This window comes from Pseudomonas sp. AB39(2026) (assembly GCF_059831485.1).
The window spans coordinates 1,673,201-1,696,097 of the sequence record NZ_CP195212.1; the positions used below are offsets into that span (position 1 = coordinate 1,673,201).

Annotated in this window: 19 protein-coding genes and 1 pseudogene; 11 read left to right on the plus strand and 9 right to left on the minus strand. The window is 55.8% G+C overall.

Annotation, left to right across the window (positions count from 1 at the left end; genetic code table 11):
• Positions 1-4 precede the first annotated feature (4 nt).
• The 5 genes from ACSAMW_RS07395 (at position 5) to ACSAMW_RS07415 (ending at position 4,443) form a co-directional block, all read left to right on the plus strand.
• A complete protein-coding gene (locus tag ACSAMW_RS07395; protein WP_500593360.1) occupies positions 5-349 on the plus strand; it encodes a response regulator in 345 nt (114 codons plus the stop codon).
• A gap of 16 nt (positions 350-365) precedes the next feature.
• Positions 366-1,652: a sensor histidine kinase gene (locus ACSAMW_RS07400; RefSeq protein ID WP_500593361.1), complete on the plus strand. Its 1,287-nt coding sequence runs from the start codon at positions 366-368 to the stop codon at positions 1,650-1,652.
• Between the two features lie 566 nt (positions 1,653-2,218).
• A complete protein-coding gene (locus ACSAMW_RS07405; RefSeq protein WP_500593362.1) occupies positions 2,219-3,052 on the plus strand; it encodes a hypothetical protein in 834 nt (277 codons plus the stop codon).
• 216 nt (positions 3,053-3,268) lie between these two features.
• On the plus strand, positions 3,269-3,547 hold the full coding sequence (locus ACSAMW_RS07410; RefSeq protein WP_500593363.1) for a YuaX family protein: 279 nt from the start codon (positions 3,269-3,271) through the stop codon (positions 3,545-3,547).
• Positions 3,544-4,443, plus strand: coding sequence for a TIR domain-containing protein (locus ACSAMW_RS07415; RefSeq protein ID WP_500593364.1), 900 nt, complete (start codon positions 3,544-3,546; stop codon positions 4,441-4,443). The genes ACSAMW_RS07410 and ACSAMW_RS07415 overlap by 4 nt, the downstream gene beginning before the upstream one ends.
• Positions 4,444-4,506: 63 nt before the next feature.
• Here ACSAMW_RS07415 and ACSAMW_RS07420 read toward each other — a convergent pair whose 3' ends face one another.
• Together ACSAMW_RS07420 and ACSAMW_RS07425 are read right to left on the minus strand one after the other, a co-directional pair.
• Positions 4,507-5,124 carry a DUF6988 family protein gene (locus ACSAMW_RS07420; RefSeq protein WP_500593365.1) on the minus strand — a complete coding sequence of 206 codons (618 nt, stop codon included), beginning with the start codon at positions 5,122-5,124 and terminating at the stop codon, positions 4,507-4,509.
• 18 nt (positions 5,125-5,142) lie between these two features.
• The gene (locus ACSAMW_RS07425) at positions 5,143-6,105 is read right to left on the minus strand and encodes a tyrosine-type recombinase/integrase (RefSeq protein ID WP_500593366.1); all 963 of its coding nucleotides are present in this window, start codon (positions 6,103-6,105) and stop codon (positions 5,143-5,145) included.
• A gap of 201 nt (positions 6,106-6,306) precedes the next feature.
• On the opposite strand from ACSAMW_RS07425, the gene ACSAMW_RS07430 reads away from it, so the two are divergent.
• On the plus strand, positions 6,307-6,579 hold the full coding sequence (locus tag ACSAMW_RS07430) for a CopG family ribbon-helix-helix protein (protein WP_500593367.1): 273 nt from the start codon (positions 6,307-6,309) through the stop codon (positions 6,577-6,579).
• Positions 6,579-6,854 (plus strand): type II toxin-antitoxin system RelE/ParE family toxin, encoded by a 276-nt coding sequence (locus ACSAMW_RS07435; RefSeq protein WP_500593368.1) that lies wholly within the window; start codon positions 6,579-6,581, stop codon positions 6,852-6,854. The genes ACSAMW_RS07430 and ACSAMW_RS07435 overlap by 1 nt, the downstream gene beginning before the upstream one ends.
• Positions 6,855-6,951: 97 nt before the next feature.
• Here ACSAMW_RS07435 and ACSAMW_RS07440 read toward each other — a convergent pair whose 3' ends face one another.
• Together ACSAMW_RS07440 and ACSAMW_RS07445 are read right to left on the minus strand one after the other, a co-directional pair.
• Positions 6,952-7,332 (minus strand): S24 family peptidase, encoded by a 381-nt coding sequence (locus ACSAMW_RS07440; RefSeq protein WP_500593996.1) that lies wholly within the window; start codon positions 7,330-7,332, stop codon positions 6,952-6,954.
• Positions 7,333-7,434: 102 nt separating this feature from the next.
• A pseudogene (locus ACSAMW_RS07445) lies at positions 7,435-7,608 on the minus strand (helix-turn-helix domain-containing protein); the annotation flags it as partial.
• A 284-nt stretch (positions 7,609-7,892) separates the two neighbouring features.
• Here ACSAMW_RS07445 and ACSAMW_RS07450 point away from each other — a divergent pair.
• Entirely contained in the window at positions 7,893-8,099 is a 207-nt protein-coding gene (locus ACSAMW_RS07450) for a Com family DNA-binding transcriptional regulator (RefSeq protein ID WP_500593369.1), read from the plus strand.
• On the plus strand, positions 8,089-9,261 hold the full coding sequence (locus ACSAMW_RS07455) for a cellulase family glycosylhydrolase (RefSeq protein ID WP_500593370.1): 1,173 nt from the start codon (positions 8,089-8,091) through the stop codon (positions 9,259-9,261). The genes ACSAMW_RS07450 and ACSAMW_RS07455 overlap by 11 nt, the downstream gene beginning before the upstream one ends.
• A gap of 164 nt (positions 9,262-9,425) precedes the next feature.
• Here ACSAMW_RS07455 and ACSAMW_RS07460 read toward each other — a convergent pair whose 3' ends face one another.
• Together ACSAMW_RS07460 and ACSAMW_RS07465 are read right to left on the minus strand one after the other, a co-directional pair.
• The gene (locus tag ACSAMW_RS07460) at positions 9,426-10,922 is read right to left on the minus strand and encodes a M10 family metallopeptidase C-terminal domain-containing protein (protein WP_500593371.1); all 1,497 of its coding nucleotides are present in this window, start codon (positions 10,920-10,922) and stop codon (positions 9,426-9,428) included.
• A gap of 701 nt (positions 10,923-11,623) precedes the next feature.
• Positions 11,624-16,429 (minus strand): retention module-containing protein, encoded by a 4,806-nt coding sequence (locus ACSAMW_RS07465; protein WP_500593372.1) that lies wholly within the window; start codon positions 16,427-16,429, stop codon positions 11,624-11,626.
• Positions 16,430-16,967: 538 nt separating this feature from the next.
• Here ACSAMW_RS07465 and ACSAMW_RS07470 point away from each other — a divergent pair.
• Positions 16,968-18,323, plus strand: coding sequence for a TolC family outer membrane protein (locus ACSAMW_RS07470; RefSeq protein WP_500593373.1), 1,356 nt, complete (start codon positions 16,968-16,970; stop codon positions 18,321-18,323).
• A gap of 187 nt (positions 18,324-18,510) precedes the next feature.
• Here ACSAMW_RS07470 and ACSAMW_RS07475 read toward each other — a convergent pair whose 3' ends face one another.
• The gene (locus ACSAMW_RS07475; RefSeq protein WP_500593374.1) at positions 18,511-19,476 is read right to left on the minus strand and encodes an alcohol dehydrogenase catalytic domain-containing protein; all 966 of its coding nucleotides are present in this window, start codon (positions 19,474-19,476) and stop codon (positions 18,511-18,513) included.
• A 174-nt stretch (positions 19,477-19,650) separates the two neighbouring features.
• Between ACSAMW_RS07475 and ACSAMW_RS07480 the strand changes: the two genes are divergently transcribed.
• Positions 19,651-21,726 (plus strand): carboxy terminal-processing peptidase, encoded by a 2,076-nt coding sequence (locus ACSAMW_RS07480; RefSeq protein WP_500593997.1) that lies wholly within the window; start codon positions 19,651-19,653, stop codon positions 21,724-21,726.
• Positions 21,727-21,878: 152 nt separating this feature from the next.
• Here ACSAMW_RS07480 and ACSAMW_RS07485 read toward each other — a convergent pair whose 3' ends face one another.
• Both ACSAMW_RS07485 and ACSAMW_RS07490 read right to left on the minus strand, forming a co-directional pair.
• Positions 21,879-22,259, minus strand: coding sequence for a hypothetical protein (locus ACSAMW_RS07485; RefSeq protein ID WP_500593375.1), 381 nt, complete (start codon positions 22,257-22,259; stop codon positions 21,879-21,881).
• Between the two features lie 105 nt (positions 22,260-22,364).
• Positions 22,365-22,814 (minus strand): YkvA family protein, encoded by a 450-nt coding sequence (locus ACSAMW_RS07490; protein ID WP_168086013.1) that lies wholly within the window; start codon positions 22,812-22,814, stop codon positions 22,365-22,367.
• Positions 22,815-22,897: the final 83 nt, after the last annotated feature.

Below are 22,897 nucleotides of genomic sequence, written 5' to 3' on the forward strand. Positions count from 1 at the left end.
CAGCGTGGCTCGCATTTACATCGTAGAAGACGAAATGTTACTGGCGATGCTGGTAGAAGACATGGTGAGCGATCTGGGCCACGAGGTTGTGGGCATCAGCCAGACCCTTGCTGCTGGGCTGTTAGCAGCCGAAGGCATCCAGTGTGATATGGCCATCCTGGATATCAACCTCAACGGAGAGTTGTCGTTTCCCGTGGCTAGAAAACTGATCGGCCGATCCATCCCCATCATGTTTGCAAGCGGGTACGGTGCTGCGGCACTCGAGCAAGACTTTCGTCATTTGACGATCATCAGCAAGCCATTTTCAATAGCTCAACTGGACAGTGCGATACAACAAAGCTTAGCGTAAGCTTGCTGCGGCCTTGATGGCTCGCCTACTGGTCAAGCCAGCCCTTCCCCTCAACGCGCCTTTGGACAGTGATCAAAGAACCGTGACTGATTCCCCGCGCAGCGCACAACACGAAGTACCGGATTTCGCCGAAGTCATAGAAGCGGTTGCAAAAATCGAAGCTGTGCCTTTAATCCTGGAAATGGTGAAACAGGCAACGGGCATGCGTTTTGCGGCCATTGCACTGGTGACAGATAAGCATTGGGTCGCCTGTGCTGTTGACGATTCGATAGATTTTGGCCTCATACCCGGTGCGCAGCTTGATTTGAAGTCAACGATTTGCCATGAAATCAGGCAACATCGAAAACCGGTCATCTTTACCCACGCCAGTAGTCATCCCATCTATTCACTGCATCACACCCCCAAGCTCTATCAACTGGAGAGCTACGTCTCTGTTCCCATCATTACCGCCGATGGAGAATTTTTTGGGACGCTGTGTGCAATAGACCCACTCCCTGCAAGCTTTGATGAGGCCACCATTCTGAAAACAATGGGGCTCTATGCTCAGCTCATTGCCATGAACCTCGATCTGTATAAAGGGCTTTTGGCCTCCGCAACAGCGTTAGCTATTGCTACAGAGGCAGGTGTGCAGCGTGAACAGTTTGTCGCAGTGCTAGGGCATGACCTGCGTACCCTATTGAGCGCTGTGCGTCTAAGCGCCGAGCTATTGGAAACGAGGGTTACTCATCCACGAAGTATCAAAATGGTTCGGGCCATACGCCAGAGCGCAAAGCGGATGGGCAGCCTTATCGAAGATGTGCTTGATTTCGCCCGTGGCAAATTGGGCGGAGGAATTCCCGTCAAGCCTTTGCTGACCGACGATCTCCAGGACCAGTTCGAGGCGGTGCTGATGGAGCTGAGGGTAGTGCATCCTGAAGCGCTGATCACAGAAGCGATGGACGTGCCCACAGGGCTCTACTGTGACCCCAATCGGTTGGGGCAGCTACTGTCGAACCTGGTAGGCAATGCCATCACACACGGTGCCAAGGGCTTGCCTGTCCAGGTTCGCATCACTACGGATGGCGTGAACCTGGTGCTCTCCGTTCATAACTCAGGTGTTGCGATCCCTGAGGAAGTGCTTCCTTCGCTCTTTGAGGCATTCAGGCGGCCCGAGGTGGGTCACCGGGAAGAGGGCTTAGGCTTAGGGCTCTATATATCAAATCAGATATGCATTGGCCACCATGGAGCGCTCGAGGTCACTTCGAACGATGTGCAAGGTACTGAGTTCGTTGCAACCATTCCCTGTTTGCTGAAATGGACCTAACTCGTCATTGCCACCTAGGCTTCGTCGTTCGACAACGATCCACGAATCCCCTTGGCGTCAGATCTCAGGCCGCATCGTCTAATCAACGATGCGCATAACGGGTGCTATGTTAAATCCAGGCAAAGACACCGCTTTGCAGAAATGAGTGTCTTTGTGGGCGTATTCGACGCGCTGGCCTGTTGCGGTGGTTCTAGGGGAGTAGCGATCACCGGAGGTTAAATTTCGTGCTTGTAATCAGCTCTGTAGATGACGGCCGGTATGCTGCGCGGTTGCTCATTTTTGAACGTAGGGCTAGGATTGTACCAGCCCAAGCCCCGTGGAAATCCAACGATGCACCAGCCTTTTCAGCTTGATAGCAACTATCCAGAAATCTTGGGAGGCAAAAGTGCGCGCCGCGACAGCCTTATGAGCGCTGTCAAACTGGCCAGTGCCGAAACCCTGGATGCTGCTTCTGAGCGCCTTAAAAACGCGATGAGGATTTCTGCAGGCGCACCACGTCGGCAACGTATAGCCCCACCAGCTTTTGCTAGATGAATCCTAACAATAATACGGAATACGTAACTTCCTTGCTTGATCCTTTTGAACGCTCAGAGCTCTTCTTATATTTCAAAGAGCGTCTTAAAGATGTGTACCGCTCCCCCGAGCGCGAAGCTATCGACACATATGGGTTAATTGTAGTGGGCGGTCAAGCTCTCTCCCTGTGGGCCCGACAGTATTTATTGGATGAATTAACAGGGGAAGAAATCCAATACGCTACCAGTGATGATCTAGATTTTATAGGAACTAACGAAGCCGCTAATTTTTGCGAAGAGCGAATGAAAGTTTCTTTCAGGCGGGCTTCACTTGATGATCACACACCTAACTTAGCCATCGCAGAAATTTCTTGGGATGACGATACAAAAATTGTCATTGATATATTGGATAGGATTGCGGGAGTAGATACGAAGGATATCTACCGTCACCTGGAATCAGTAGTTCTAGATAATGTTAGAATTGCAATTATTGATCCAATATCTTGCTTGCAGTCAAGACTTTTCAATTTGTACGCTCCTTGGTGTACAGACAGTAAACGTGAGTCAATTCGCGTTAACTTGGCAATTAGAGCTTCCCGTGCGTATCTAATCGAAATCTTACAGGAAGAGGGCTATTCTGGCATTAGGTTTTTGCTAAAACGCCTCTATAGGTTAGCGATCTCTATTCATGGGCGTAATGCTTTTTATGATTATGGTATAGATATACTTTTGGCGATACCTAGCGAATCTGAATCAATGCCGTCAGGGTTTATTTCCAAAGAGTGGCCACGACTAAAAAATGAGTTGCACGATAGACGCTTGCGAAAATCCACACATTGTCACCGCTTCGGTTTAGAGCCTCGCGGCAACGTGTTTTCTGGTAACTGAAAGAAAAAATTAGCCGTATGCATACGGCGACCTAATTACCGTGATCGTTGCGGGTTGTGATGGAGCGATAAGTTTTATTAATTTTTTGCCCTCGATGACTTTACAGGGAAAAAGTGGCTGGTGTGTTGGTGAGTCGACAGTTAACGGTTGGTTGATTTTGGTTTGCTTAATTAGAGAGAATTATTAATTCTATAATGAAACTGCAAGGAGAGTTGTGTGATAAAAGGCTTAGATAAGCTTCAGCGCGACTTGAAAGACGCTCAGATCGCGCTCCAAGAGCTAGACGGGGAGCTCTGTACTGTAAATTTTGACCCCTTCGATCCTGGCAGTATCGAACAAGCTGTCCAGCTTATAAATAATTCTATAGATGAGAGGTTAGGTGGATATGAATCCAACCCCCTTATTCAACCTCTCATTGATGAGATTAAAGAATCTTACCGGGCTCAACTACTTGAGCAGGCGGCAGAAAAGCGATTGATTGGAGATGGCGAATGAGCAACGCTGATATTTTTACTAAAATCAATAGCTGCATTTTAGATCTTCAGAACTCACAGCAACAGACGTTTGATGTGCCCCTTAAGAGACTCGGCCGTGTGCTTACCAGCCCAGAACTAGAATCAGTAAATTTTAATTTGATTCAAGGTGTTGATTTAGAAGGATTTTTATCGGATAGCGCCGAGACGGGAGGGGGGTTTGTTGGCAGTCACCGCTTGGCTTGGCCCGATGACGACTCAGTTAGGCTTGGTCTTACAATACTGCTAATTCAAAAGCTCGCAGCAGACCCTAGTTATGCTCTAAACTTTGGATTCCACTATTTCAGCACAGGCAGTAAAAAAATCATTGCTGGTTTTCATGCTTTTGTTTCTCAAGTGCTGATTCCCTTTGCTAGAGACTATAAAGCACATGTTCAAATAGGAGGCGCTGCACCAATGGAATATCTAACACCATCGAATAGAGTATTTATTGTTCATGGGCATGATGACGCTGCTCGCCATATGCTCGCAAGGTTTTTGGATAAGTTAGGTCTCGAGTCGATTGTGCTGCAGGAGCAACCAGACCGTGGCAGAACGATCATAGAAAAATTCGAGCAGGCAGCGCAGGTCGGATATGCTGTTGTCCTTCTGACTCCAGACGATGTCGGTTCGACGGCAAAAGGAGACTCACCATTTGCGAGAGCCCGTCAAAATGTAATCTTCGAATTGGGATATTTTGCAGGGAAACTAGGAAGGGGGCGGGTGTGCCTGCTTAGAAAAGGAGATGTTGAAATTCCATCGGATCTTTTTGGGGTAGTTTATACTGAGCTAGACTCCCACGGTGGATGGCAGATGAGGCTTGTACGAGAGATGAAGGAGGCAGGACTTGAGTTTGATGCATCAAAGCTATATTCATGATAGTGAACTTCACCGATTATCGAATGCGCAGTTATTGTTTTACTGTGTAGAGCGAATATTTATTCATTCGTTTTTTATATATGCCTCTCTGAGACTGTTCATTAGCGAAACGCTATCGGAACTTTCCGCAAGTCCAATGAAGGCCATATAAGATATTTGGATTGAGATTTTTAATAGATTTAGTACATCCCTTGTTTGAAAATTTGTTTCAATCCCCCTTTCGCTTATTCTTGAAAAAAACTGCTGGTTACCTCCGTGCGTGAAATTATGTAATTTTTTTATATTTCTATTAGAAAATTCGGTTAGTTCGCCAGATTTGAAATCTTCATTTTTTTCGATGTCATCTAGCATTTTATAGATTTTTGGTGGTTCTTTTCCTCTAGTAAATGCTTCTTTGTCTTTCTTCGATGCACAATGATATAGCCATGTGCCCCTCACGTAGCCTTCGAATTGAGGACGGAGCAGCGCGTATGCGGAACCGAATAGACCGTTATCAACCAATGTGTGTATAGCTTGATAGTGTTCAATAGAAAGATGCCATAAGGCTCTGCCAATTAAATTTTTATTTTTTGTATCTAACGCACCTGTGCCCGCTAACCTGTAAGATTCAATCATCCAGTTCTCAGATCTATCTATGATAGCTTGTAAATCTGGATGATGCCTGTAATCACTTGTTTGCATATTATTTCTCTTAGTTTTCTAGTATCGAACTTTATATGTTGGAGAATCCTCCGGCCTATTCTGCCGACGATCATAAATCCTGGTCGTACTGATGTTCGCATGACCCAGCCAGGCTTGCACCTTGGCAATATCCGCCTCATGCTCAAGGGCATTAGTTGCGGCTGTTGCCCGCAGGCCATGCACACCCAAACCAGCGACCTCGATGCCGGCCTTTTTTGCATAGGCTTCCACTACTTTATAGATGCCGTCGGCAGTAATGCCACCTCGATCTATGTGGCCGCGTAGCGGCAGGAACAGCGGGCCTTTAGGCGTGACCAGGTGGTGCCCCGAGCGCTCCAGGTAATCGTGGATGCGGTCAGCGGCCACCGGATGCAGAGGCAGGTAACGCACCTTGCCGCCTTTGCCGTGAATCAATAGATGCTTGATGCCGCGCCGCTCCAGCATATCGCTCACCCCTAGCTGCGCCGCTTCTTCGCGCCGTAGCCCGTGGTAGAGCAGCACGGCCAGAATGGCCCGGTCTCTCAGCCCTTTTAGGGTGGCCACGTCCGGTGCATCCAGCAGCGCCTTGGCTTGGTGATCGCCCAGGGCCGGGGTCTTACCCTCGTTGCTCTCGATCTTGGGCCGTTTGACCCCGTGCACCGGGTTGCCACCGGCCACCGCGTTGCATTCCAGCAGGTGGTCGAACAGGCTGGCCAGCGCGGCGAGTTTGCGCCGGATGGTGGCCCCGGCCAGGCCCCGGTGCTCCAGCTGGGCACGCCAGGCCAAGACGTGAGAACGCGTCACCACGAGAAACTCATCTGCAGTGGCCAACCCTATAAAGGAACAGAAGTCTTCCAGGTCGTTTTGATAGGCACGACGTGTGCGTGGGTTATCAATGTTGGCAAACCATTCGACGGCAGCCGGTACCGCGGCCAGGTGTTGAAATTCGACCGCGGTCAATCGACGCTCGCCGTCCTCCTGGTGCACCGTTAGCGTGCGCATGACCCCTCTCCTCCCCCAAAACGCTTTTTTGACGCGTGCAGGCTAAAACTCTTGATAACATATTTTATCACTAGTAATGGAAAACGCGTAGATTTTGCTCAAAAACGATTCAGAATGATCGCTTGTTAATCGTATAGAATCGGATTGATGCATTATGATTAAAAATGATTCACGCCGATTAGAAATGGAGAGCAATCAATCATGGTCACTGTCGCAAAAACACGTTCGGTCACCGCGCACGTTCCGGTCGAGCTGGCTGAACGCGTCGATGAAATTGCCGAGCGCCTGGAACGTTCGAAAAACTGGATCGTTAAACAAGCCTTGTACGCCTGGCTGGATCAGGAAGAAGAACGCAGCCGGCTCACCCGTGACGCGCTGCTCGATGTCGATGCCGGTCGTGTCATCGATCACCAGGCAGTGCAAGATTGGGCCGCGAGCCTGCAGACCGAAATCCCCCTGCCGGTACCGCGTTGATGGAACTGCAATGGACCAGCAAGGCCGTCTCGGACTTGGCGCGGTTGTATGAATGTCTGGCCCTAGTGAATCGTCCGGCTGCAGCGCGCACGGTGCAACAGCTCACCGCTGGGCCAGCTACCCTGCTGACCAATCCGCACCTTGGTGAGCGCCTGGACGAGTTCGGGCCGCGTGATGTGCGTCGGTTATTGGTAGGAGGGTATGAGACGCGGTATGAGCTCGCAGGGGGGACTATCTACCTACTGCGACTGTGGAATAGCGGTGAAGACCGCTAATTGCATACTGCAGGCGTTTAGAAGGCCGTATCAGAACTACCCTGTGCGGGCTTTTGGTTGGCAGCACGTCGTCGATTGCTACCCGGTTTGGCTACAGCTACAAACGACCCAGGATCTTGCTGGGTGCTAGGATGTTGCCCACATAGTGAATAACCCGCACATCCTGCCAGTTCACGAACAAACGGTCGCCATAGGCAGAATTGACGGACATCAGGCTAACGCCGTCGTCGTTCTCGAACAGTAGCTCCTTGACCATGCTCTGCCCATCCCTGGTACTCACCATTACATACTCACCCGGCACTAACCGATGATTTGGTTCGCAGATAGCCACCCAGCCGCTGCGTATGGCCGGCGCCATTGAATCGCCTTTTAGCCGGAGAGCATAGGCGTCTTCGTCCCTGGACCAGGTTTCCACGTGGCCATCACCACCGTCCAGTTCGAACCAAAAACCATCGGGGCCCAGCTGTGCAGTTCCCACAATCCCAATCCTTCGAGCTATAGAGGTGATCGGAGGGCCTGGCTCCACGTTCGGTTCCAGAGCGAGTGCCGAGGACTCTCCGCCGACCATCAGCCAAGCGACTGACACTCCAAGGCAGTCGGCAAGTGCAGCGAGACGGCTGCCCCGTGGGCCTGATTTACCCGCTTCCCACCCCTGTACGGCCTGAGGTGACACCCCAAGCGACCTGGCGAGTTCTGATTGATTCAGGCCTTTGTGTTCGCGCGCCTTGGCGATACGGCTATGCAATGTGTTCATGGCATCACTATACAACCTGTGGTTGTAGAACTCATTACAAAAAAATCTTGTATGTGACAATAATTTCTTGTAGCCTAAAGCAACTGAATAGAAACGTAAGCAAGCCACAGGGGGTTGCACATAGGTGATGACGGAAGACTCAGCACAAAACCTTGATCGTGAGCTAGCCGTAGTGCGAGGGCTGCGATACCGCAACCAAGCCTTAGAGCCGCTTCAATGAATAAGGGCTGCACGTCCCTGGATGCCATCTAGGCAAAGCCTGCTATCGCCGAGAGCCTTTTCATATGTTGAAAGAATGCAGATGTGGTCAGTGCAAACGATTGCTTGCCCGGATGGGCGAGTACTCCGAGCTCCAGATCAAGTGCTCCCGGTGTGGGACGCTGAATCATGTGAAGGCCTTGAGCCTCGAGCTATCGCCTTTGAGCGACAGCGGTGCCGTGTCCGTTACACGGTCAACTCAATCGACTCAAGGTAATCAACATGTCCAATAGCAGCTCTGCAATTGCCCAGCTTACCAACATTCCCTTGCTGGGGATCAACCTGGGCTCCGTGGCCAACGCCGGTCAGATCCTTCCCGGGCAGGCGGGTACCCATTACCGGTGGCCAAACCGCGACACCATCACTCATTGGGTCAAGAACCTGGGCGTGCGGCTGATTCGTTTTCCCTTCGAACTGCAGCGTGCCATCGACCTGTCAACGATTGACGGCCTGCCTGGCCAAGGTGCGAACCTGAATCAGGAATTCGTCAAGCGCTGGAAAGAAATGCTTGGCTGGATCTCCGAAGATTCGGGCGGCCAGGCCAAGATCATTCCTGACCCTCACCACTACATGCGCCTGCATCGCTATCAGACGGACGCCAACGGTCAACTGACCGGCAACCTCTATAGAAAAGAGGACGCTGGTAATCAGGAAGGCTGGAAAGTGACCGAGTCGGTCCTGATCAAGGACGGTAATTCTGTGGGGGGCGGCTCCTGGAGCGCCGTTCACTTGGCCAACTTCCACCAGAAGCTAGTGTCGGGTTGCGATGACCCGATGGTGCTGGGCTGGGGTCTGGGCAACGAGCCCTATTCTAATGGCGATACCACGGCAAAGGACTACATCACCTTGCCAGACCTGGAAACCCTGTACATCAACACCATGAACACGGTGCTCCAGGCGCTGCGCAACAGCTCCAAAAAACCGGTGTTCATCTGTGGGCTAGAGTACGCGACGGCCCAGGGCTGGGCCACGAAGTCGGCGAACCTGCAATCGAAGATAGTAGACCCCGCCAATGCCATTGTCTGGGAAGCCCATGCCTATGCAGACGTGGACGGCGGCTCGAGCGGTGCCTACAACGGGGACAACACCAAAATCTCGCCGACTGCACTGCGCGATACCATCGTAGGGCCGTTCCTCAACTATGCCAAAACCAACAAGATGGCGGCCTTTATCGGTGAGACCGGCATTCCCCCCACCGATGCAGGCCGTACTGCCCTCAAAAACCTGCTGGATAAAGCAAAAGCGGAAAAGGTACCGCTTACCCTCTGGGTAACCGGGCCAGGCACCGACGGTGAAAAAATGAGCCTCGAAGCCAGCAATCAGGCCGCAACGGTCACCATGGTGACGCCGTACTTTGCTGAGCGGCTGAGCCATTGGAACTACTCTGCTAGCTGAGTACTGACTTGCCCAGCAATCGTCCGCCCCCCTAAACCCCGTTAGCCTGCAAAGGCTTCCGGGGTTCTTGGTCATTAGGCCAAGCAATGCTTGCCACACACGCGCTTACGAAGCTTGCCTTGGCGTCCCGACTCTTCGTCGAGCGCCAAGTGCGAGTTTGAGCGTCACCCCACCACGTGGGTATCGGCCGGTGCAACGCCTACCAGTTCAACGGGCGTATCAGAGGTGTGCTCGGCCGTAGAGGGCGTGCTCGCAACGATCAGGTTGTCGGCGGTAAAGGTTTTGGTGAAAGTACCGACCAGGCCGATCTCGAAGCGTTGCCCGTCGGCATTCAACTCGTAGTCCTTGAGGTAGGTCTGGTCCAGTGTCTTGTCGTACACCAGCTTCAGAGTGCCATTGGTGCCGTCACCCAAGCCCGTGTAGCCCAAGGCCGCCACGTCGATCTTGTCATGGGCCACATCGAAACCCTTGATCAGGTCGGCGGCACCATGAACACTATCGCTGCTGTCCAGGTAACGGAAGGTGTCTACCCCAGCACCACCGGTCAGCGTATCGCCAGCACCGCCGCCAATAAGAATTCCTCCATCCTTAGGTGTATGCAGCGAATCCCAACTCGGCTTCCCGGTCAGGGTCTGTTCGGCATCGTTATGACTGTTATCACCGGCGAAGATAAAACCATCAGCATCTTGGTAAGCGATGCTACCGTGCCGGTTAGCCTGGTCTATGTCCACCTTGAAGCGGTTGCCCTGGGCATCGGCTTCAAAAGACTGCACCACGATATGCCCTACGGTTTTGTCATAGGCGTAATTCAGCGTGCCGTTATAGCCATCGCCCAGGCCAGTGAAGCCTAGTGCGGAAACGTCCAACACGTCCCCGCGGAACAGGTTGAAATTGCTGATAAGGTCAACGCTGGCCACACCCGAGGCGTCATTGACGAAACTGTCGCTGATCTGGTGATAGAGGAAGGTTTCGGTGTTGGTATTGCCGATCAGGTGATCAGCACCCGCGCCGCCGTCCAGTACGCTATCGATCTTGCCGGCGTACAGCGTATCGTCCCCGTCCAGGCCATTGAGCACGTATTGCTTGGTGCTGAAGCTGTAGTTTAGGGTGTCGTTGCCGGCCGTGCCGTCGTGGCGCAGTACAAAATTGTCGGTGCTTAGCTTGCCTTGATAATCGCCCGCCAGGCGTACCTCGAAGAAATTACCGCTGGCGTCTTTGTCCAGCGAGCGCAGGTAGGTGATATTCGAGGCGGCGTCATAGCTTACGGCCAGGTCGCCATTATGGCCGTTACCGATCCGCTCCAGGCCCAGGGCGGTCAGGTCCAATACGTCGTATTCGCTGAAGCTGGTAATCAGGTCGGAGTGGGAACCCTGGGCATTGGCGTAACTATCGGTAAGCGACGAGAATACGAATTTCACCCCGTATCCGTAGGTTTCTCCGCCGGTGAGAGTATCTACCCCAGCGCCGCCTATCAATGTGTCGCTGCCACTGTGGCCATCCAGGGTGTCATCCCCGGCGCCGCCGAGCAGGTGATCGTCCCAATACGTACCGGCAATTGCGTCGTCGCTTGACGTACCCGTGTAGGTATTGAACGAAGGCCGTTGGTGAAAATTAATTTGCTCATCCATCGCAGCTAGCAGCGCAGATTTAACGGTAGACATGACAGTTCGCCTGAACAGAAAGGAAATTGCCCATGGATGGACTTCTCGGCCCTTTCAGATGTAAGGGCTCACATCAATGAGCGCGCTTTATTAAAGCACCCTTCAGACGCCAGTAGGGTCCGAGATTTCCCATCAGTAGATCAGGTTTTTTCGATGCGGTGCCTTAGCCAGCTCACGGAATGCGCGCATTAGCTCCGAGGTGACTACTCCCCTTCCTGATTCACCTCTCAAAGCTAGAGCCTTCCTTCGCTTGATCTTTTTCGATAAGTCCACCAAGTGACCGGTTCTATGTTTGATAATGTCCTTTATCATACATAGGCCCCGGGAGCCGAGCATGGGACATCCTAGTAGCCTTCAAGTGATTGTTGGTTCCAGGGCCTGTGACACCCGTGCTTGAGCCGAGCGAAGCACGCCAAGTGCTGTACAGCACTGCTATCAGCGCGCCTACGGGATCAAACTTTAATTGGACTCACGGCGTTTTCATCTACACGTATCAATGCAGCGCTGGCCATGAAAGTTGAGGGTGTATATACGCAGAAGCGGCGGCTATGAGTACCTGCGCTTGGCCGGAAGCGTTGCGCTATCCGTACCCTTACTGCGCGAGAAGAACGTCGCGCCTACCGCCTAATTAGAGCCTTGCGACTAGAGCACCAAAAACAACACAGGCCTTGGCGAGCAATGCTCCCCAAGGCCTGCCTGTCTTACACCGTGCTGTCGACCTTCAGCGAATGATCGCCCAACAGCCCGTTGATGATCGCGGAGTTGTTCTGCAGGCCCACCACCGCACCGCTGGAATCGGTGCTGACGTTGTAGGCCTGCGCCACGTTCACGTGCTGCAGGTTGATGCTTTGAACCGTATCGCCACCCGGCGTGGTACTCACGTCAATGGTGCTGACCAGGCTGCTGCCGGTGCCGCTGACCTTGAAGCTCAACAGGCTTTCCAGCGAACCTTTGGCTGCATCGCCTAGCAACGAACCCAAGTCCAGCGTATCGGTCCCCAGTTGGAAGTCCGTTACGGTATCGGTCCCTTTGTCGCCAGCTTGCCATACGAAGGTATCAGCCCCTGCGCCCCCGGTGAGAACGTCGTTGCCAGAGCCCCCGACCAGAGTGTCTGCACCGCTGCCGCCGTACAGTTGGTCATTGCCAGCGCCGCCATTGAGCACCATGCCGCTGTCATTGGCGTGGAACACATCATCGTGTGCCGAGCCAATCAGCTGTTCGATACCGGTCAGGGTTTCGCCTGCCGCCCATCCGCCGGTAGTCCCGCCTTCGCGCAGGTCCACCGTGACACCACTAGTGGCAGCGGCGTAGCTAACCGTGTCGAACCCTGCACCGCCATCCAGCACTACCGTGTGGGCGCCAGGCAGCAGCAGGTCATTACCGTCACCCCCCTGAAGCACCACGCCGTCGTCACCTGCTACCAGCGTGTCATCACCGCTGGTGCCGGTAATGGTCTGCTCGGCATGCTCGGCCACAGCAACAGTGCTGGCATGAGCCACCTGAGTGTCTTGGGCTACGGCTACGGTTGCTACTGCAGCATCAGTTTGAGCGTGGCTGTAATCCACGGTCATCCCCAGCTGGTAAGCCTCGGTAGACGCCGAGGGCTCCACGTTGGTGACTTTCAGGTGGTAGGTGCCATCCGTAGCAGCAGTGAAGGCATTGCCTGTTACGGCGGTGTAGCTACCGTCATCCACGGCATAGCTGAGGCTTACAGCCCCGCTGGTGACAGCCGCAGAGTTGAGGGTGACCGACTCGCCCTGTCGCAGGTTAACGGTGATGGTGTCGCTGGCATCGGCCGTACCCGCTGCAGCCAGGGTCCCAGTGACCAGCAACATGGCCGTCAGGGCCAGGCTGTTGGCATAGAACTGGGACCGGTCCACTTCCAATGCACGCGCCGCCACGTTCAACGACTGCTGAGCCGTGGCCGTGAAGTCGGCGCCTGATGCGCTCAGCACGGTGCTGGACTGAGCTGTGGTGAACTGTGCCGCGGTGGCAGAAGCAGTAGCGCCTGGTGCGATATTGAAGGTAATGGTGGAGCCTGCCACGTCACCGTCACCGTCTATCACGGTGTACCCAACCGTTTGGGTAGCTGTGTCTCGGCTGCCTTCGGCGGTGGTGTATTTGTAGGCGCCTGTTTCCACGTTGATGGTGAAGGTGCCACCTTCCTGGGTTACTACGCTCAGGTTGCTGCTGGTGCTGTCGAAGCTCCAAGTTGCACCGGTGCCACTGGCGGCCACGGCACCTTTGCCGTCATAGCTGTAGGTGACGCCGTCTACTGTGATGCTTTGCAGATGGCCACCGTCCACACCGTATTTCACAGCATCGGCCAGGGTGCCAGCGGTGGAGCCGCTGCCCACAGTGCCATTGAGCACGCCTGACAGTTGCGACAGGTCCGTTACCACCACCGGCGGGATGTTAGCCCCCGTGGTGCCGTCATACGCGATCGGTGCCAGGTACACAGCCTTGGCGCTAGGGCCTACACCGATAGCGTGGGAGTAGATCTGGTTCTCGTTCAGGAACGATTGCCAGGCTGCCTGCTCTTTGGCGTCGATGCCGTCGCCCAGGTTCACATCGGTCTTGTTGCCCGACTGGCCGTTACCTGTTTTAGGGCGCTCGCTGGAGAGCGTGGGGTTGCCGTCAGACAGGAAATAACTCACGTTCTGTGCGTCGGCCAGCTTACCGGCAGTCGCCCAGGCCTTCTGTGCAGCATCCAGCGCGTAGTCGTAGTTGGTACCGCCGCCGGCGGTCAGGCTGTTAACGAAGGCACGCGCTTCGCTGACGCTCATCCACTCGCTGGCCACGTTTTCCTTGTTGTTGAAGGCTGCAACTTGCACCCTTACATCACCGCGCTCGCCATACTGGTTCAGCAGCTCACCCACGGCTTGCTTTTCCAGCTCCAACCGAGACAGGCCGTTCACGCGGGAGGACTGGTTCATGCTGTTGGACACGTCCAGCACCAGCAGAATGTTGGTGTTGAGCGCGCCGGAAGTCACACTTTCTGCCACAGGGGTGGCAATAGGTGCATCATCCTCGATGCGCACGTTCAGCCAGGCCCCACCAGTGTCACCGTCCGAGTCGGTGGCGATCAGATGGAAGTCTTCAGAGAGCTCGCTCTGCCCTACGTTGTGCTGCTGGGCTTCGCTCAGGGTATAGCTGTAGTTCACAACGCCGGTAGCCGCGTTGTAACCCGTGATGGTCAACGCGTTGCCCAGCTGGCCGATGATGGTTACCGGCAGGCCGGTAGCGTTGCCACCGATCACGTCTACGCCATCAATGGTCAAGGTGGCCAGGCCATCCTTGGCTTCGAGTGTGAAGCTGCCGGTGCGGGTCAGGGCGGCGGCATCGGGGTCGGTGCCCCCTGGCAGGTTGGCCTCGAACACGCGCTGTTCGCCACCGTCCACGCCCAGGTTGAAGAACCTGACTGGGTCGTCCAGGTTGGTGACGTTCACGGTCAGGTTGGTGCTTGAGGTATCACCGTCGCGGTCGATGACTTGGTAACCGAAGGTATCGGTCGCCGTCCCCACGGCCACGCCGCTGGCCAGCAGTGCCTTGTAAGCGGCGCTATTGGTGTCCAGGGTGTAGGTGTAGGTGCCGTCGGCGGCCAGTACCAGCGTACCGTAGGTACCTTGATAGGTGCCAGGATTGGTCACTGGGGAGGCAATGGCATCAGCGCCCAGCTTATCGTTGTCCAGCACATTGCCAGTGACGACGGTAGTAGTGTCGTTCACGGCCGTGGTGTCGGCGACGGCAATCGGGTTGTCGTCCTCGATGCGCACGTTCAGCCAGGCACCACCGGTGTCGCCGTCCGAGTCGGTGGCGATCAGGTGGAAGTCTTCGGACAGTTCGCTCTGCCCCACGTTGTGCTGCTGGGCTTCACTGAGCGTATAGCTGTAGGTGATCACGCCGGTAGTGGCGTCATAGCCGGTGATGGTCAGGGCGTTACCCAACTGCCCGGTAATGGTCACTGGCAGGCCCGTGGCATTGCCGCCAATCACGTCCACCCCATCAATGGTCAAGGTGGCCAGGCCATCCTTGGCTTCGAGCGTGAAGCTACCGGTGCGGGTCAGCGCCGCCGCATTGGGGTCGGTGCCTCCTGGCAGGTTGGCCTCGAACACACGCTGCTCGCCCCCGTCCACGCCCAGGCTGAAGAACCTGACCGGGTCGTCCGGGTTGGTGATGTTGATGGTGAGCGTGGTTTGCGAGGTGTCACCGTCGCTGTCGACGATCGAATAGCCGAAGGTTTCAGTAGCAAGGCCAACGGCTACACCACCGGCCAGCAACGCCTTGTAGGCGGCGCTTGTGGTATCGAGGGTATAGGTGTAGGCGCCATCGGCGGCCAATACCAATGTTCCGTAGGTGCCCTGATAGGTGCCGGGGTTGGTCAACGGCGAAGCGATGCCATCGGCACCTTGAACATCATTGGCCAGTACGTTGCCGGTGACCACAGTGTTGTCATCGCCCGCCGCCTGCGTGTCGGCCACAGCGGTAGGTACGTCATCCTGGATGGTGACATCCAAGGTGCCCGTAGCCGTAGACCCATCATTGTCCACGGCCGTTACGGTGATGCTTTCACCCAGGGCGTTGGCGCCGTTACCTGCTGGGTGTTCGGCATTCCCGGTGAGGGTGTAGGTGTAGTTCAGCACACCGGTGGTGGCGTTGTAGCCAGTAACCGTCAGCAGGTTGCCATCGGCGGTGGTGTAGGACTGCCCTACCCCTACCACCTGGCCGGCCCGTACCACTTCCAGCGTACCAATGACCAGGCTGGCAAGCCCGTCGGCTGCGGTGACGGTAAAGGTACCAGCCTGAACAAGCGCTGCAGCGTTCGGGCTGGAACCGTTGGCCAGGTTGGCCTCGTTCACGGTGATTTCGCCACCGCTCACGTCCAGGCCTGTCAGCACAACAGGGTTATTGGGCGGCGTAGGTATCGGCGTGTCTACAATGGGCGGTACATCCACGGGCGGCACGGTTACGGGCGGCGCACCAGCGCCTGCGTCCACGTCAACCAGCGGGGGCAACGTCGGGTCCGGAAACTCCGGGACAGCCATAAGACCTTCGGTCGGAAAACCGATCGTTGGATCTACCGCGCCGCCTACCTCAGTAAGCAGTACGAAGGAGTGGCTCCCACCACCGCTGGGCACGCCCGTGGCGCCGGTAGGCCCGGCAGCCGTTGGCTCAGATACTTGGGTAGGGTCCTGGCCCGCAGCGATAGCCTGCTGTAACGCATTTACGTCGTCCAGCGCAGTGACGCCCACGCGCTCATCGAGCACCTGAATATCGGGCGCTGCGTGGTGCAGCAAGCCTTCATTAAGGGCCAGGCTGCTGCCACGGCCGAGCGCAAGGTCTTGACCATTCTGCAAATGTACAGAAATCGCCCCCCCAACACCGGTGTCCAGTTGCTCGCCTGCGAACACGCGATCCCCTTCCACGAGGAGACGGCGGGTGCCATCGCCAGCAACTGCAAATACCTGCCCTACTACTTTACTGACGACACCGATCAAGGTTGCCATTGCCCACTCCTCCATTGCTTTTCAGCACCAGGCTGCTGCGCACAGGAGACAGAGGATGTACCCGGGAGTTCACAAGAAGATGGCAACTTGCTATCTTTTTGCGTGTCAAAGCCGCTGCAACCGGTAGACTGGCTGAACCTTATCAACCAGCTATGGTTCATAGCTGCCTCGTATCGAACATGTGAGCAATGTCACACTGTGAGTTACGGCGACAGAAAAATGTCACCTTCACGACTGCTCAAAAATCCTTATGGAGTACGCCCTACTAGCCCCTTGCCACACTAAATACCGACGCCCTAAAAATCGTCCCAAAGGCCCCGAATGTGGTCCTTTGCGCGAAAAAGGCGAGTGTACGATGGACTGGATCTGGTACGTCAACATAAGTTTTTTTGGGAATAAGCGTTATTCCAAAAGGTTCTTAGTTTCAGACAATTTTCACATCTGATCTGATGTTAGCATCCGCGAATTGGAATGATAAGAATATGCGCCAATAATTTGGCGACTGCCAACCTTCATAGGGACAGGGAGAAGTACATCGATGCGCATCTTAACCCCCATCTGCAGCGCCGTGTTATTGGCGATCGGGGCCATGCAGGCCCATGCCATGACGCTACAGGAGGCCATTCAGAGCACCGTGGATACGCACCCGGAGCTGCAGTCGAACATTAATAGCCGCCTCGCCGCCGATGAAGACGTTAAGGTTGCACGCGGTGCCTACCTGCCTAGCGTTGATTTTGTAGGTGGGTATGGCCGTGAAAACTCGGACACGCCTACCACACGTGCCCAGGGCGGCCACCACAAGGAACTGCTGACTTACACCACATCCGAACTGCGCCTGCGCCAGATGCTGTTCGACGGCTCCAGCGCCACGCGGGAAATTTCCCGTACCTTGGCGGTGTCCACGTCCCGTGCCTTCTATGTTCAAGGCGTGGCACAGGACCTGGCCCTGCGTGCCGTAGAAGTGTATCTGGAAGTGCTCAAGCGCCGGGAGCTGGTAGACCTGGCCAAGAACAACCTGCAAGCTCACTTGCGTGTGAACGACCAGATTGGCCTGCGTACCGAGCGCGGCATTGGCAGCACGGCGGACGCCGACCAATCCCGTGCACGTCGGGCATTGGCTGAGAACAACTACCAAACCGCCATGGTGGACCTGGCCGACGCCGAAGCTAACTTCTTCAGCGCAACCGGTCGCAACCCGGACGAACTGGACGCGCCTGCGACCATTCGTGGTGAATTGCCACCAGAAATCACCGACGCCCGCCAGTCGATGATCGACAACAACCCCTACCTGAAGTCGGCCCAGGCTGACGTACAGGCCGCGGAGCAACAATACGAAGGGGCGAAGTCACAGTTCTACCCTCGTGTAGATGCTGAAGTGGCTGTAGGCGCCAACGACAACATTTCAGGCGAAGAAGGCCATGCCAATGACTGGCGTGCCGGCGTTGCGGTCAGCTACAACCTGTTCCGTGGTGGCAGTGACAAGGCCCGCCTGCAGGCAGACGCACACCGTATCAACCAGGCCATGGACATTCGCAACAATGCCCTGCGCAGTTTGAACGAAAACATGTCGCTGGCCTGGAACGCCATGCTCAACGCTCGCCAGCAAGCCCCGAGCGCGCGTGAGTATGCCGAAACCACCACCCGTGTACGTTCGGCCTACCAGAACCAGTTTGGCCTGGGCCAGCGTACGCTGCTGGACTTGCTGGACAGCGAGAACGAACTGTACAACGCCAACCGCCGCTACACCGAAGTACGCTACACCGAGGAATACTCGATGTACCGCGTACTGGCGAACATGGGCATGCTGTTGCCGAAGGCCAAGATCGTGCTTCCAGCCGAGGCCATTGCGGGCTCAGATGTGAAAAGCGAAGCTCGCCTGCCGGACATGCGCTAAGCACGTATCCCATGCCTAGCCTTAGCATGCGCTGGCCAGTGAACCTGTGGTAACAGGGTTCGCTGGCTGCGCCAGCTCCCACAAAGCCATGTCAAATTGGCACTGTGGGACTGGTCGCAGCCAACGGCGGAGGCCGGGAACCTGCACGCAATGCTACTGGTAGACTCCTTCTGTAGAGCCCTCCCCTCTACACCAGCGTTTCATCCACCACCAGTACCACCTTGCCTGTTATCTGGTTTGTGGCCAGTTCAGCAAACGCTTCTTCCGCCTCGGCGATGGGGAAAGTTGCCGCAATTTGCGGGTTGAGGCGCTTTTCGGTAAACAGCGGCAATACTTCCTGCCCCAGCTCTCTGAGCAGTTCAGCTTTGAAGGCATCATCGCGGCTACGCAACGTTGAGCCGATCAGCTGTACGCGCTTGCCCAGCACTAACCCCATGTCCAGCTTCGCGTCACGCCCACCCATGGTGCCGATCAGCACCCACCTGGCGTCCTGAGCCGCTACTTGCAGGTTGAGTTCAGCATAGTTGCCGCCGACCGGGTCCAGGATCACGTCGAACGGCCCCAGGTCCTTCAGCGCGGCCAGGCCATCGCCTCGCAGCACCCCGCCCTGTGCGCCCAACGTTTCGCAGTAGGCCAGGCGGTCTGCCGAACCCACTGTGACCCACGTAGGGTTGCCGAACGCCTTGCACAGTTGGATGGCAGCCGAGCCAATGCCACTGGCGCCTGCATGCAGCAGCACCTTCTGGCCTGGCTGCAACGCCGCCAACTGGAACAGGTTCAGCCACACCGTGGCATATACCTCAAGAATACCGGCCGCTTCGATAAGCGTGAGGCCCTCAGGCACAGGCAGCACATGACGCGCATCGACCACGACCTCTTCTGCCATGCCACCCCCGGCCAGCAGGGTGCACACGCGATCCCCTACAGCGAGGGATACCACCCCTGCACCTACTTCACTGATAATGCCTGCGCACTCAAGCCCCAGGATTTCGCTGGCGCCAGGCGGTGGCGGGTAGTGCCCCGCCCGTTGCAGCAGGTCGGCCCGATTGAGCCCTGCTGCTGCTACCCGTATACGCACTTGCCCTGCATCGCAGGCCGGTGCCGGGTAGTCGGCCCACTCTACATGTCCTTCAACGCCTTGCAATGCTTTCACGCTACCTCCATAGTTGGCTCGAACTCAGCCCCGCGTGATGACGTGGGGTTTTTTGCATAATGTGACTCAAGTACCCTGCCCTTGCATGAACAGGATTTAATGTAGCGGCGCCGGAACCGGTCCATTCAAAGACGGCCTAATATGCGTGATCAACTGTCCCCTCGTCGAATGAGCATGAAGCAACTATTCCCCGTAACCGCCCTGGCGTTAGGCTTGAGCCTGAGCCTGCTGTCAGCCCCAGGCTTTGCGGCCAATAGCTGGAACTCGCTTCAGCCCGACCGTGACGAGGTGATCGCCAGCCTCAACGTCGTCGAATTGCTTAAACGCCATCACTACAGCAAGCCGCCGTTGAACGACGCCCGTTCGGCTATCATCTATGACAGCTATATCAAACTCCTCGATCCCTCGCGCAGTTATTTTCTCGCCAGTGACATCGCCGAGTTTGATAAGTGGAAAACCCAGTTCGACGACTTCCTTAAAAGTGGAAATCTTGACCCCGGCTTTACCATCTACAAACGCTACCTGGATCGCGTGAAGGCGCGCCTGGACTACGCCCTGGACCTGTTAGGCGATGGCGTGGACAAGCTGGACTTCACCACCAACGAAACGCTGGAAGTGGACCGCAAGGATGCCCCCTGGCTGGCCAGCACGGCCGACCTGGACAACCTGTGGCACAAGCGCGTGATGGATGAAGTGCTGCGCATGAAGCTGGCCGGCAAGGACGCCAAGCAGATCCAGGAAACCCTGACCAAGCGTTACAAGAACCAACTCGCACGGCTGGACCAGACCCGTGCCGAAGATATTTTCCAGGCGTACATCAACACCTTCGCCCAGTCCTACGACCCGCATACCAACTACCTGTCGCCGGATAACGCCGAGAACTTTGACATCAACATGAGCCTGTCCCTGGAAGGGATCGGCGCAGTGCTTCAAAGCGACAATGACCAGGTGAAAATTGTGCGCCTGGTTCCGGCAGGCCCTGCAGACAAGACAAAGCAGGTCGCTCCGTCGGACAAGATCATTGGTGTAGCCCAGGGCGACAAGGAAATGGTCGACGTGGTCGGCTGGCGACTGGACGAAGTGGTTAAGCTGATTCGTGGTGCCAAGGGGTCTGTGGTGCGCCTTGAAATCATTCCTCACACCAATGCGCCAAACGACCAGACCAGCAAAATCGTTGCCATTACCCGCGAAGCGGTGAAGCTCGAAGAGCAGGCAGCGAAGAAGTCAGTGCTCCATCTGAACCAGAACGGTCACGACTACAAGCTGGGTGTAATCGAAATTCCCGCCTTCTATCTTGATTTCAAGGCCTTCCGTGCCGGTGACCCGGACTACAAGTCCACTACCCGTGACGTGAAAAAGCTGCTGAGCGAACTCCAGAAAGAAAAAGTGGACGGTGTAGTGATCGACCTGCGCAACAACGGAGGCGGGTCGCTGCAGGAAGCTACAGAGCTCACCAGCCTGTTCATCGAAAAGGGCCCTACCGTGCTGGTGCGTAACAGCGACGGTAAGGTGGACGTACTTGAGGATGAGAACCCAGGTGCCTTCTACAAAGGGCCACTGGCCCTGCTGGTCAATCGCTTGTCTGCTTCAGCCTCGGAGATTTTCGCAGGGGCCATGCAGGACTACCACCGCGCCTTGATCATTGGCGGCCAGACCTTTGGCAAAGGGACCGTTCAGACCATTCAGCCGCTTAACCACGGTGAATTGAAACTGACCTTGGCCAAGTTCTACCGTGTTTCCGGCCAGAGCACTCAACACCAGGGTGTACTACCGGACATCGCCTACCCTTCCATCATCGACACCAAGGAAATCGGCGAAAGCGCCCTCCCTGAGGCCATGCCGTGGGACACGATCAAGCCTGCCATCAAGCCGGAAACGGACCCGTTCAAACCCTTCCTCGCCCAACTCAAGCTGCTGCATGACAAGCGTGCCGAGGGTGATGCCGAGTTCGCCTACATTCGTGACCGCCTGGCATTGAGCCAGAAGCTGGCGGAAGAGAAAACCGTGAGCCTGAACGAAGCCACCCGGCGCGCCGAGCACACGGACATCGAAGCCAAGCAGTTGGCCTTGGAAAATGCCCGTCGCAAAGCCAAGGGCGAAGAGCCGCTCAAGGAACTCAAGAAAGAAGACGAAGACCCTCTGGCCGGTGCACCGGATGATACAAAGCCCGAGGACGACGCCTACCTGAGTGAAACAGGGCGTATCTTGATCGACTACCTGCGCTTGAACACCCAGGTTGCGAAACACTAAGGCTCTGCCCTTTCTCTACGCTATGCGTTGTGAAGCACCAAAAGACCGGCCCTGAAAAGGCCGGTCTTTTGCTGTCGGCTACACCAAGCACAAGCGTGCAGCGTAGCTTCGCTAAGGCAGACCTTTCGCCAGACTTTTAGAAAAGCAGATTCTTAATCAAGGGCCGCCTGAGTGGTAGCCCGGTAGTCGTACTCGAACACTCGAGCCACCTCCGACGCGTGCCAGGAAGCGGCGGCCGTGCCATCGGCCGGGCCACAAAAGCGCCCCAGGCGTTCCACACATTCAAAAAAACCAGGGCGAGGCAGGCGGCTGGCACCTTGGCTGATGACCAAGGAGCTGCGCAAGGGTTGGTCAGCACGCGCGTCCAGCATCGCCAGGTGCTCCAAGGCGGCAGTCAGCGTCTGCATGGCGGGGGTATTCAATTGGAGCCTTTCGACCAGGGCACGGTAAGTCAGCAAGTGACGCTGCCTGCGTGCCATGTCCAGTTCCTCTAGTAGGTCCTCCCAGTGTTGTCGGCTGATTTTCATGTTCACTCACCGCCCTCCTGTGCTGATAGTCATTGCCACGCTACTGAGTAGCTTAGCAGCGCAGCTGACAGCATACCCTGAGGCCAGCGGCTCATGACGTGTTGCACCCTGTCATTGGCGGCGCAGGTACTCCCCTTCCAGCGGTACGCTTTGCTCAGGCACCCTTTCCACAACGCTCAGCACTTCCGGGGACTGCTCTGAGCGCCAGGCGCGAAAGGCGTTGAGCTCTGTCTGGAGTACTTTCATGACCCAACCCAGTACGGCAATATCGTCCAGCATCCCCACACCTAGCAACCAGTCTGGAATAAGGTCGACGGGGCTGACAAAGTACAGCAGGCCTGCCACTACCGAAAGAATGGCCTTGCCGCTGATAGCACGGTATTCACCCCGCCAGTAAGCCAGGCACAGCGCCTGTAGCAGGGCGATGTCTTCCTTTACTTGCCCCAGCCGCTTTCCCCTGACCTTGCGTGCCACAGCAAGGGCCAAAGCCGGTAGCCGGCCCCGTGCAATCAGGCGCTCAGCCAGTGGAAGAAATTGAGTAAAGCCCAAGGGTGCCTTCATGTAGCCTCCGTGTAGAGCATGGGAAGGATATCCACAATATTTGTGGATAACCATGTGAACAGCCGAGCAAAACCGAGCTGTGG

What these genes read in the sequence shown, in the direction of transcription:
- ACSAMW_RS07400 (WP_500593361.1), top strand. Translation starts at nt 366, where the DNA reads ATGGCTCGCCTACTGGTCAAGCCAGCCCTTCCCCTCAACGCGCCTTTG.
- ACSAMW_RS07415 (WP_500593364.1), top strand. Translation starts at nt 3,544, where the DNA reads ATGAGCAACGCTGATATTTTTACTAAAATCAATAGCTGCATTTTAGAT.
- ACSAMW_RS07420 (WP_500593365.1), bottom strand. Translation starts at nt 5,124, where the DNA reads ATGCAAACAAGTGATTACAGGCATCATCCAGATTTACAAGCTATCATA.
- ACSAMW_RS07425 (WP_500593366.1), bottom strand. Translation starts at nt 6,105, where the DNA reads ATGCGCACGCTAACGGTGCACCAGGAGGACGGCGAGCGTCGATTGACC.
- ACSAMW_RS07430 (WP_500593367.1), top strand. Translation starts at nt 6,307, where the DNA reads ATGGTCACTGTCGCAAAAACACGTTCGGTCACCGCGCACGTTCCGGTC.
- ACSAMW_RS07435 (WP_500593368.1), top strand. Translation starts at nt 6,579, where the DNA reads ATGGAACTGCAATGGACCAGCAAGGCCGTCTCGGACTTGGCGCGGTTG.
- ACSAMW_RS07450 (WP_500593369.1), top strand. Translation starts at nt 7,893, where the DNA reads ATGTTGAAAGAATGCAGATGTGGTCAGTGCAAACGATTGCTTGCCCGG.
- ACSAMW_RS07455 (WP_500593370.1), top strand. Translation starts at nt 8,089, where the DNA reads ATGTCCAATAGCAGCTCTGCAATTGCCCAGCTTACCAACATTCCCTTG.
- ACSAMW_RS07460 (WP_500593371.1), bottom strand. Translation starts at nt 10,922, where the DNA reads ATGTCTACCGTTAAATCTGCGCTGCTAGCTGCGATGGATGAGCAAATT.
- ACSAMW_RS07465 (WP_500593372.1), bottom strand. Translation starts at nt 16,429, where the DNA reads ATGGCAACCTTGATCGGTGTCGTCAGTAAAGTAGTAGGGCAGGTATTT.
- ACSAMW_RS07470 (WP_500593373.1), top strand. Translation starts at nt 16,968, where the DNA reads ATGCGCATCTTAACCCCCATCTGCAGCGCCGTGTTATTGGCGATCGGG.
- ACSAMW_RS07480 (WP_500593997.1), top strand. Translation starts at nt 19,651, where the DNA reads ATGAAGCAACTATTCCCCGTAACCGCCCTGGCGTTAGGCTTGAGCCTG.
- ACSAMW_RS07490 (WP_168086013.1), bottom strand. Translation starts at nt 22,814, where the DNA reads ATGAAGGCACCCTTGGGCTTTACTCAATTTCTTCCACTGGCTGAGCGC.